Source organism: Halonotius terrestris, assembly GCF_006861665.1.
Classification (GTDB): domain Archaea; phylum Halobacteriota; class Halobacteria; order Halobacteriales; family Haloferacaceae; genus Halonotius; species Halonotius terrestris.
The window spans coordinates 220,005-229,760 of sequence record NZ_RKLU01000003.1 but is presented as its reverse complement, the minus strand read 5'-3'; the positions used below and the strand labels follow the sequence as shown (position 1 = coordinate 229,760).

Sequence of the window (9,756 nt, the reverse complement as noted above, 5' to 3'; positions counted from 1 at the left end):
TCGTAGAAGGCNGCGTTCGGNTTGTAGCAGGCCGCATGCTCGTGGGTGGCGTCGATGATCCGACGGTTGAACGCCCACTGCGGGAGGTCGTGGTCCTGTAGGTGCTCGGGTAGGCGATCCAGTTGGGAATCGAGGCCGACCGAGACAACGCTGTCGACGGTGGCGATGCGGTCGGCGAGACGGTCGAAGAAGGCAGTCGCCATTTGCCGAAGGGTCGCAGGCGACCCTCAAGCGTCTTTCGTGTCTCGGGTGGCCGCCAGCGTCAGGTCTCCAACTCGCGGGGAACGACAGCCATCGGACGATCCGAGTGCAACAAGACCTGCTCGGTCACGCTGCCGATAGCGACTTTGCTCGTCTCGGTCGGTTTTCGGACGCCGAGGACGATCTCGTCGGCATCGACCTCGTCGGAAAACGAGAGGATATCCTCGGCAGGGACGTTGCCGCGGCTGAACTGCTCGGTTTCGACGGTCGTCACCGCGGCCAGCCGCGAGGCGACGGCGTTGAGCGCGTCCTTGCCGTCGCGGCTCGCTTCCGGATCGTCGTCGTGGAGTGAGTTGATCGCGTAGACGGTGTCGGCCTCGTCGACGCGGTCGAAGAGATAGTCACAGAGGGCCGCGCTGGTATGGACCGAGTCGGTCGCAACGACGAACGTTGTCATGGCTGTCCGGATGTCGCTGAGCGGCTAAACGCTTACTGACGACGCGGCGACGAACACCGGAGACCGGTGCCGTTTAGCGGCCACCGAGCAACGGTCACGTATGGCTGAGGACCCCCTCCAGTGGGAGACGCTCGATACCGAAATCGACTACACGTGTCCCGGTTTCGAGATCCGCCGCGACGACGTTCGACTCCCGGATGGTACCGAGACGGACTACCACTACGTCGACGAGTCGCCAGCGGTCGTGATTCTGCCGCTGACGCCCGACGGCGACGTCGTCGTCATCGAGGAGTGGCGACAGGCCGTCGACCGCGTCAACCACGGGCTGCCAGCCGGTTCGATGGAAGGCGACGAGGACACCGTCGACGCGGCCCACCGCGAACTCCGCGAGGAGACGGGCTACGAGGCCGACCGGGTCGAACACTTACTGACGACCGAGCCGTCCAACGGCATCGCCAACTCGGTGCATCACCACTTCGTCGCCCACGGCTGCGAGCCGACGGGCGAACAGGAACTCGACGACAACGAGAGCATCCGCGTCGATGTGGTCGACTACGACGACTACCTCGACAGCGTCGTCAGCGATGAGTTGAATGACGGTCGGTCGGCACTGACGCTGCTGCAGTACGAACTGACGACGCGATAGCCGGCTTTTCAAGAGGTACTGACTGTGGGCTCAACCGAAGGGACTGCCTCGACCGGTGTGTCACTGCGCAACTCCGCGAGCGTCCCGTCGCGCTCCCACTGGTCGATGATCTGATCGAGGCCCTCTCGATAGGTCGGATACGCCGGCTCCCAGCCCAACTCGCGTGTGGCTTTCTCGTTGGTCGTCGGCATCGGGTGTGTCATCGTCTCGGCAGCGATTTTGCCGATGAAAAACCGGGCCAGCCAGCCGGGGATGCGTCCCGGCTCGGGGGCGTCCAACCGCTCGGCGAACGCGGTGAACAGGGTTGCGGGCGTTACTGGCTCGTCGTCGACGATGTGGTAGCTCCCGGTTGCTTCCTGCTCGATGGCGGCGACGAAGGCCCGCGCTGCGTCGACAGCGTGAACCAGTGACAACTCGGCGTCACGGCGGCCGAGCAGGCCACCGCCGACAATGGGGAGATCGCCCTCAAGCAGCTGTTTCCCCCACGTAAGCGTATCCCGTGCATCCGGTGCGTAGAAGAACCCACACCGGAGGATCGCCGCCTCGAACGTCGATTCCGCGGCGCGGTCGAGCAGCAGGTCCTCCAGTTCGGCGGCTGAGCGGGTGGCTCTGTCGGGATGCCGCTCGGCTGTCTCGTCGAACGCTGCGCCGTCCGGTTGGCGGGCAAGCCAGACCACACTCGGCACCAACACGTGGCCAACACTGTCGGGAAGTGTACTGAGGACGTTCTTCGCACCCTCTGTACGGACGCGGTCGTTGTGTGCCCATTCCTCCTCGCTCGGTTTGGTCGAGGCCGGAATCGCCGTTGCCGCGTGGATCACGACCTCGGTTCCGTCGTCCATGGCTGCGTCGAGTGAGTCGGGTTCGAGAACATCGCCGTAGCGGGGCGTCCCGCCGCGGTCGGCGACAGCGGCTTCGCCGTCGGCATCGCGGACGAGCCCGACCACGTCGTGGCCGTGGGTGGTGAGTTGCTCAACGAGTCGACGCCCGAGGACGCCGGTTGCGCCGGTGATGAACACACGCATACAGCATCGTTACGCCGTGTGTAGTGAAACCGTGCTGCCGGATTCATGCGGCGGTTTTAAATTGAGCCGTGCCGACGACAGCCGATATGAAGCACGTCCGGATTCGGCTCACCGCTGGCGGCGACGAGGGAGCCATCCACCCGATGTACGATATCTGGGCGAACGCTGACTTCATCAAGCGATCGACGGCGTTGCAGTGGAACTTCACCGGCGACGCGCTGGGCATCCTCCACTACGCAGTCGGTGATGCCGACGCCTTTGCGGCAGCCGTCGAAACGATTCCCGAAGTGCTCGGCTACGAGATCGTGCCGGCCGGCCGCGAACGGTTCTACGTCTACATCCGCGATGCGACGACCGAGGGATTGGACGATCTCTTCGCGCCGATCACGCGGAGCGGCATCGTCGTCGCCCCGCCGATCCGCTACCACGAGGACGGAACCGTGACGGTCTCGCTGTTCGGGCCTGATGAGGAGATTCAGACCGCGATCGACCACGTCACGGAGCCAGTCGATGTCAGCATCGAAGCCGTAACCGGGCTCGAATCGATGGCGCTGACGGCCGAAAGCCAACTCAGCCAACGACAGCGGGAGGCAGTACGGACAGCGGTCGAACTGGGATACTACGATATTCCCCGGACGGCAAGCCACGAGGACGTCGCTACAGCGATCGACTGTGCGCCAAGCACGGCAGCCGAACACCTCCGCAAGGCCGAATCGAAACTCATCCACGCAGTGGTCGGAACCTGACGCCGACCCCGAACGCAATCCTTACCGACCAGCCCGCGGTAGCGAGGGGTAATGCGCGACCACTTCGAGATCCGGGACGCCGACGCCGCGGGGCGGATCGGCCGGCTCGACGTCCCGCGGGCCGACCGCACCGTCGAGACGCCCGCCCTGATGCCGGTCATTAATCCAAACCGGCTCACTATCGAGCCTGCCCGCCTCGAAGCCGACTTCGGCGTCGAGATCCTGATCACGAACTCCTACATCATCCGCGAGACCGACGCCCTCCGCGAGCAGGCCCTCGACGAGGGACTCCACGAGATGCTCGATTTCGACGGCGCGATCATGACTGATTCGGGCTCGTTCCAACTCTCGGAGTACAGCGATGTCGAGGTGACGACGAAGGAGATCATCGAGTTCCAACACGCCATCGGCTCCGACATCGGGACACCGGTCGACATCCCGACGCCGCCGGACGTGAGCCGCGAGCAGGCCGAACGCGAGTTGGAAACAACTCAGCAGGCTCTCGCTGACGCCGAAGCCATCGACGTTGGCGAGATGCTCCTGAACGCGCCGGTACAGGGCTCGACCTACCCTGACCTCCGTGAGGACGCCGCCGCCCACGCGGCCGGCACCGATCTCGATGTGTTCCCGATCGGCGCGGTCGTCCCGCTTATGAACAGCTACCGCTACGACGACATGGTGACCGGCGTCGCCGCTGCGAAACGCGGCCTCGGCGCGGACTGCCCGGTGCATCTCTTCGGCGCGGGCCACCCGATGATGCTCGCACTGGCGGTCGCCATGGGCTGTGATCTCTTCGATTCGGCCGCCTACGCGCTGTACGCTCGCGCCGGCCGATATTTGACGGTCGCCGGCACCCAACAGCTTGATGATCTCGACTACTTCCCCTGCTCGTGTCCGATCTGTAGCAAGCGAACGCCCGCCGATCTCCGTAGCGAGGACGATGACACCCGAATCCGGCTGCTCGCCGAGCACAACCTCCACGTCACGTTTGAGGAGATTCGCCGGATCAAACAGGCGATCCGGAGCGGCAATCTCCTCGAACTCGTCGAACGCCGCGCCCGCGGCCACCCGGCGATGTACGACGGCTACCGCGCGCTGTTGGATCACGCCGACCAACTCGAAACCGAAGATCCCGTCTCGAAGGGCACGTTCTTCCACACCTCCGCCGAAAGCGCGCGCCGGCCCGAAGTCCGGCGACACCACGAGCGACTCGACCGGCTGGCGGTTCCCGACCGGCTGCTGCTGACTGAGGGTGGCGCGCCCGACGGCGACACCTACGACGAGGCCTGGCGCGTCGTCGCCCCGTTCGGTCCCTTCCCGCGAGCCCTTTCGGAGAGCTATCCCTTCACGGCGACCGTCCCAGACCGCCCCGACCGCGCGGGACAGGTGGCCGCGGCCGACGGCGTCCGGGCGCTCGTTGAGGCTAATCCCGATACCGCGTTTACACTCGCTATCGACGACTGGCACCAGGATGCGGTTGATCGAGTGCCGGACCAGGTGACGGTCGAATCACTGCAGGAAATCAACGACCGATAGCAGAACGACTATTCCGGTGTCACGTCGGCCATCCGGTCGGTGAAATCCCACGTGTACAGCCGGTTGGGATCGATCTGGATTGTGACCTCGTCGCGCTCAGGCGACAATAGCCGGTCGGCAAGATCGGAATCGGTGCCGCCGAGATATCGCTCCAAGAGCTCCCGAAGCAACGCTTTCTCCGAGTCGGGCTCGACGGTCGCGGTGCCGTTGCCGCGAACGCCCTTGTACGGCGGCTCGTTGGTCGAGACCTCGAACGCAACGCGGTCGTTGTCAGCGAGATAGTCAACGACATCGGCGTTCGCGCTGGTCGCACACCAGAAGGCCTCATCCTGATACAGGAACCACAGCGAGAGCATCCACAGCGACTCGCCGTTGGCGTGACAGGAGAGGCGAAGCGGCACTGTCGCCGAATCGAGGAAGGCTTCGGTTTCGGCGGCGTCCCACGCACCGGAAAGACGATCCATGTCGGTTCAACGAGCGGCTGCTCGAAAAACGCTCGGACCGCAAAGGCAAGATAGTTCACCGTCGGCAGCCGACGGGGTGCTATGACCGAGTTTTTCGAAGTCCTCGACCGGGACGGGCCAGCCCGGATCGGCGAGCTGCGGCTCACCGAGCCGGTGACGACGCCGGCCCGCCTCGACGACGTACTCGTCGATAGCGGGAGCCTGTGGGCCGCCGACCGCGAGGTGCCCGACGGCGACGAGTCCGTGGTAACGATCCTCCCCCACCGGTCGCTGCCGGCCGGGGCGCGCGAAGAGGTACAGGAGGCCTTCGGGACCGAGCACGGCGACACCGATTTTCCGACTGCTGCTGTCGTCGCCAGCGACACCCCCACCGAACAGGGAACCGACGCCTACATCCTGAGCGACGCCTCTGGGTTCGTCGGCCACGGCGAAGGGTTCAAAGACGCGATCATCAGCGCGAAGGACGCGCTGCCGGCTGATACCGCACTGATTCTCTCTGGGGTTGCGACGCCGCGAAACGTCGCCCTGCTGGCCTACGCCGGCGTCGATGGATTCGATGCCAAACTGGCGAAGGTCAAAGGCAGCCAAGGGAAGTACCTCACCAGCGACAACGAAGCGTTTCTCGAGGATCTCGACGAACTCCCCTGTAGCTGCCCGGCCTGCCAGCAACCGCGCGAGGAGTTCGACCGCGAGGACTGCATCGAGCACAACGTCGCCGCGCTTGATGCCGAATTGCGGCGCGTCCGCGAGCGCATCCGGGCGGGTCGGCTGCGGGACTACATCGAGGGGCAAGCCCGCCACGACAACTGGCTGACCGCCGCGTTCCGCGAGTTCGACGATCAGTACAGCTATCTCGAAAGCCGAACGCCCGTGATGCGGACCAGCGAGATCTCGGCGGCGACGAGCGATACGATCCGCCGGGTCGAAATCCAGCGGTTCGCCGAGCGCGTAACGAGCCGCTACCGCAACCGCTTCGATAATCCGCTCGTGCTCGTGCCGTGTTCGGCTCGCAAGCCCTACAGCGATTCCCAGAGCCACGGCCAGTTCCACGACGCCATTGGCTACCGNGGCCACANCGTCTCNATGACCTCGCCCATCGGCGTNGTCCCGCCGGAACTCGAATTAACGTACCCCGCCCAACACTACGACTCAGTTGTGACGGGGCGTTGGTCCGAAGACGAGAAAGAATTCGTCGCCAGCGTGCTCCGGCAGTATCTCCGGCGCAACGACTACCCCCGCGTCATCGCCCACGTTCCCGACCACGGCTACCGCGATATCGTCGAACGCGTCGAGGCCGCCCCGGAGATCGATCTCGACTTCGAGTACACGGTTGAGGGCCACCCGACCGATACCGACTCGCTGGCGAACCTCGCGGGCGCGCTGGAAGGCGAGTTGCAATTCTCCAAGCGGGAACGCCAGCACAACACGATCAAAGCCATCGCCGACTACCAGTTCGGTCCCGAGGCGGGCGACGCGCTGTTCGGCGAGATCGACATCCAAACGACCGGCCGCTATCCCAAACTGCAGGTCCGCGATGACGACGGCGACCAGTTGGCGACGATGGTGCCGCAGTACGGCCTGCTGGCAATGACGCTTGCCGGCGGCGACCGCTGGCTCGACAGCGACGCGCCGACCAAGACGGTCGAAATCGAGGGGTTCGTCCCCCACGGNAGCGTNCTCGCGCCNGGNNTCNTCGACGCNAGCGACGANATTCGGNNNGGCGACGAGGTNGTCATCGACGGGCCGNNNGCGTTCGCCGTCGGCCGCGCGGAGATGNNNGGNCCGGANATGGNNGNNTCGACNCGCGGCGTCGCCAGCACGGTGCGGCACGTTCGGGAGAAATAGCAGCCGGGACGCGGCCGTGAGATCGGTCGGGACGGTCAGCCGGCGGTGCAGTCGTGTTCGATGAGCGTCCGCCGGAAGGGTTCGTCGTACTCGCCATCGACCGGGCTGTCTTGGAACATCCGGTACAGCGTGATCGACTCCACCGGCTGGTCGTAGCGGTCTGCGGCCTGTCGGCAGGCCCACTCGGCGTAGCTGGTGCCGATTGTCCCGTCACGGTCGGAACTCACTGCGGACATGAACTTCCGTTCGCGGAACGACTCGTAGGTGGCTGCGGCATCGGGTGGCCGATCAAACGAGGGACCCTCGCCAAACGCCGCCACCGTCGAGCCGTTTTCGAGCGTGGCGTTGGTGATAAACCAGCTGTAGGAGTCCGTCGGGTTCGGCGCGTACAGGCCCCACGACTGGTCGAGGATCGCCGTCGCTTCGTCCTCGTACGGCACGTCGTCGACGGCGACGTGGCCGACGCCGAACACGAGGACGAAGGCGAGCGCGAAGACGCCGAGGATCGTTAGCAACGACCGCCCGTAGGCGTGACTGTAGTCAACGACGGAACCGTACCCCTGCTGACGAAGCGCGTCGTACAGCCGCGTTTCGAGCGGCGGGCCAGCCAGCGGACCAAGCCGCGTTGTCGACGACTGAGATGTAACGGAATCGGGGACCAGCCGTGCGGCTACGTCCCAAAACACCGGCGGCAGATACGCCACTACTGACGCCGTCAACACCAACGGGAACAGCCCGACCATCAGCGTCGGCAGCATCCCGAGGAACGCGCCGATGTAAACGAGCACCACCGCGGCGCGCAGTCGCCCAGCCGTAAACAGGAGGAACACGGTCGAGCCGGCCAACAGCGTCACCCAGCCCCAGTTGAGGGCTTCCAACAGCGTCGGATACGCGCTGAGGTAGTTCCCGAGGAAAACAGTCATCTCGTCGTTGGCGAAGGCGATTTTGAGGGCTTCGCCGCTGTACCACGTGTCGCCGCCGTGTTTGAGGACGGCGTTCTGCCCGAAGACGACGAGCGGTTGGGCCAGCACCGCGGTCGTTGCCGCGGTGAGGACGGTCTCGCGGTACTCCCCGCGGCGGAGCGCGTCGATCGACCACCGCTCGCCGAGCGGCGTCAACAACGTCAACGGCAAAAACGTCCGCAGCAGGATGTCGCCGCCGTTGAGCACCGCCGGGTTGCGCGCGTGCAACGACACCAACAGGACGAACGAACAGAACCCGACGGGACGCGTCCGATAGCCGACGACAAACGCAAGCGCGAACAACCCGGCGATGAGGAAGAGGAGTTGCTGAAACCACAGCGCGCCCGACAGCGCGTGAATCGAAAACCCGGTAAACTGCGTGTAGCTCACCTCGTAGGCCGCAACCGGGTAGACGCCGCTGTCGGTGTAGTATTTCGCGATGGCACCCGCGCGATGGGCGAGGTCGATCAGCAGGATGCTCCCGAGCAGGATGCGAAGGGCAGCGAGCGAACGGGTATCGACGCGGAGTCGATCCCGGAGCCGCGACGTGAACGGTGCGAGCCGCCCGGCGGGAGCGGTCAGCTCGGCGCCCCGCGACTGCCGTCGATCCGAGCCCGGAGACATATCTCAGCCTACAATGGGACGGGGATATGTTTTGTGTGGTTTCGCCCCACGAAATGCTTGTCGGCGGCACCGACACCCCCGGGGAACGATTAAGTAGCCAGCCCGGATTCACACAGCCAGATGGCCGACGATCCCGACGAGATGCTCTCGTGGGACGAGTCCGTGTTTCGGAACGAACACGTCTTCGAGATCGACTACCTCCCCGAGACGTTCCGTCACCGGGAAAGCCAACTGGAGAGCCTGAAGTACGCGCTGCGGCCCGCCGTTCGCGGTTCGCGTCCGCTGAATTCGATGATCCGCGGCCCGCCGGGGACCGGCAANACGACNGCNNTCCAGAANCTGTTCGGCGAACTCGNNGGNGNANNNGANGTCCGTAGNCGTCCGCGTCAACTGTCAGGTGGATTCGACGCGCTACTCCGTCTTCTCGCGGCTGTTCGAGGGNNTCTTCGAGTACGANCCNCCCGCNTCNGGCNTCTCGTTCAAGAAGCTCTTTGGACAACTAACTGATCGACTGGTTGAGGACGACACGGTCCTCGTCGTCGCTCTCGACGATATCAACTACCTCTTTTACGAAAACGAGGCCGACGACACGCTGTACTCGCTGTTGCGCGCCCACGAGACCCATCCGGGCTCGAAAATCGGCGTCATCGTCATCTCTTCGGACCTTTCGCTGGATATGATCGACGAACTCGACAGCCGTGTCCAGAGCGTCTTCCGGCCCGAGGAGATCTACTTCCCCCGGTACAGCCGCGATGAGATCACCGCGATCCTCCAAGAGCGGATCGACCGCGGGTTCCACGACGACGTCATCGGCGCGCCGCAACTCGATATCGTCACCGAGTACACCGCCGACAGCGGCGATCTCCGGGTCGGCATCGACCTCCTGCGCCGGGCGGGCTTGCACGCCGAGATGCGAGCCTCCCGCGAGATCACCGAAGAGGATATCGAAGCCGCCTACGAGAAGTCGAAACACGTCCACCTCTCGCGGTGTCTGCGCGGCCTGTCGGACTCCGAAATCGCGCTACTCGAAGTCCTGCTGGAACACGACGGCGCGCAGGCCGGCGAGGTCTATGAGGTCTTCGAGGCCGAAACCGACCTCGGCTACACGCGATACTCCGAGTTGGTGAACAAACTCGACCAACTCGGGCTCATTACCGCGACGTACGCCGATGTCGAGGGCCGAGGTCGCTCCCGAGAACTCGCCTTGGAGTACGACAAAGAAGCGATCCGCGACCGACTGGACTGAGCGA

General features: G+C 64.8%; 8 protein-coding genes and 2 pseudogenes (1 of these 10 cut by a window edge). 5 read left to right on the top strand and 5 right to left on the bottom strand.

Going from position 1 to position 9,756, the window contains the following annotated elements; genetic code table 11:
• Together pyrF and EGH24_RS07845 are read right to left on the bottom strand one after the other, a co-directional pair.
• Positions 1–203, bottom strand: a pseudogene (pyrF, locus tag EGH24_RS07850) (orotidine-5'-phosphate decarboxylase); it reaches 613 nt to the left of the window's first position.
• A 59-nt stretch (positions 204–262) separates the two neighbouring features.
• On the bottom strand, positions 263–658 hold the full coding sequence (locus EGH24_RS07845; protein ID WP_142979612.1) for a universal stress protein: 396 nt from the start codon (positions 656–658) through the stop codon (positions 263–265).
• A gap of 100 nt (positions 659–758) precedes the next feature.
• Between EGH24_RS07845 and EGH24_RS07840 the strand changes: the two genes are divergently transcribed.
• Positions 759–1,304: an NUDIX hydrolase gene (locus EGH24_RS07840; RefSeq protein ID WP_142979611.1), complete on the top strand. Its 546-nt coding sequence runs from the start codon at positions 759–761 to the stop codon at positions 1,302–1,304.
• Positions 1,305–1,312: 8 nt separating this feature from the next.
• Here the strand turns inward: EGH24_RS07840 and EGH24_RS07835 are convergent, their stop codons facing one another.
• Positions 1,313–2,329 carry an NAD-dependent epimerase/dehydratase family protein gene (locus tag EGH24_RS07835; RefSeq protein ID WP_142979610.1) on the bottom strand — a complete coding sequence of 339 codons (1,017 nt, stop codon included), beginning with the start codon at positions 2,327–2,329 and terminating at the stop codon, positions 1,313–1,315.
• An 86-nt stretch (positions 2,330–2,415) separates the two neighbouring features.
• On the opposite strand from EGH24_RS07835, the gene EGH24_RS07830 reads away from it, so the two are divergent.
• A complete protein-coding gene (locus EGH24_RS07830; RefSeq protein ID WP_142979609.1) occupies positions 2,416–3,075 on the top strand; it encodes a helix-turn-helix domain-containing protein in 660 nt (219 codons plus the stop codon).
• Between the two features lie 51 nt (positions 3,076–3,126).
• Positions 3,127–4,611 carry a tRNA guanosine(15) transglycosylase TgtA gene (gene tgtA / locus EGH24_RS07825; RefSeq protein ID WP_142979608.1) on the top strand — a complete coding sequence of 495 codons (1,485 nt, stop codon included), beginning with the start codon at positions 3,127–3,129 and terminating at the stop codon, positions 4,609–4,611.
• An 8-nt stretch (positions 4,612–4,619) separates the two neighbouring features.
• Here tgtA and EGH24_RS07820 read toward each other — a convergent pair whose 3' ends face one another.
• Positions 4,620–5,075: a pyridoxamine 5'-phosphate oxidase family protein gene (locus tag EGH24_RS07820; RefSeq protein WP_142979607.1), complete on the bottom strand. Its 456-nt coding sequence runs from the start codon at positions 5,073–5,075 to the stop codon at positions 4,620–4,622.
• Between the two features lie 81 nt (positions 5,076–5,156).
• Here EGH24_RS07820 and arcS point away from each other — a divergent pair, with 81 nt between their 5' ends.
• Positions 5,157–6,920, top strand: coding sequence for an archaeosine synthase subunit alpha (gene arcS, locus EGH24_RS07815; protein ID WP_142979606.1), 1,764 nt, complete (start codon positions 5,157–5,159; stop codon positions 6,918–6,920).
• A 35-nt stretch (positions 6,921–6,955) separates the two neighbouring features.
• Here arcS and EGH24_RS07810 read toward each other — a convergent pair whose 3' ends face one another.
• The gene (locus EGH24_RS07810) at positions 6,956–8,506 is read right to left on the bottom strand and encodes an HTTM domain-containing protein (RefSeq protein ID WP_142979605.1); all 1,551 of its coding nucleotides are present in this window, start codon (positions 8,504–8,506) and stop codon (positions 6,956–6,958) included.
• A gap of 189 nt (positions 8,507–8,695) precedes the next feature.
• Here EGH24_RS07810 and EGH24_RS07805 point away from each other — a divergent pair.
• A pseudogene (locus tag EGH24_RS07805) lies at positions 8,696–9,752 on the top strand (ORC1-type DNA replication protein).
• Positions 9,753–9,756 lie beyond the last annotated feature (4 nt).

Excerpts from the sequence above, each read along its gene's own strand:
- EGH24_RS07845 (WP_142979612.1), bottom strand. The coding sequence starts at position 658 with ATGACAACGTTCGTCGTTGCGACCGACTCGGTCCATACCAGCGCGGCC.
- EGH24_RS07840 (WP_142979611.1), top strand. The coding sequence starts at position 759 with ATGGCTGAGGACCCCCTCCAGTGGGAGACGCTCGATACCGAAATCGAC.
- EGH24_RS07835 (WP_142979610.1), bottom strand. The coding sequence starts at position 2,329 with ATGCGTGTGTTCATCACCGGCGCAACCGGCGTCCTCGGGCGTCGACTC.
- EGH24_RS07830 (WP_142979609.1), top strand. The coding sequence starts at position 2,416 with ATGAAGCACGTCCGGATTCGGCTCACCGCTGGCGGCGACGAGGGAGCC.
- tgtA (WP_142979608.1), top strand. The coding sequence starts at position 3,127 with ATGCGCGACCACTTCGAGATCCGGGACGCCGACGCCGCGGGGCGGATC.
- EGH24_RS07820 (WP_142979607.1), bottom strand. The coding sequence starts at position 5,075 with ATGGATCGTCTTTCCGGTGCGTGGGACGCCGCCGAAACCGAAGCCTTC.
- EGH24_RS07810 (WP_142979605.1), bottom strand. The coding sequence starts at position 8,506 with ATGTCTCCGGGCTCGGATCGACGGCAGTCGCGGGGCGCCGAGCTGACC.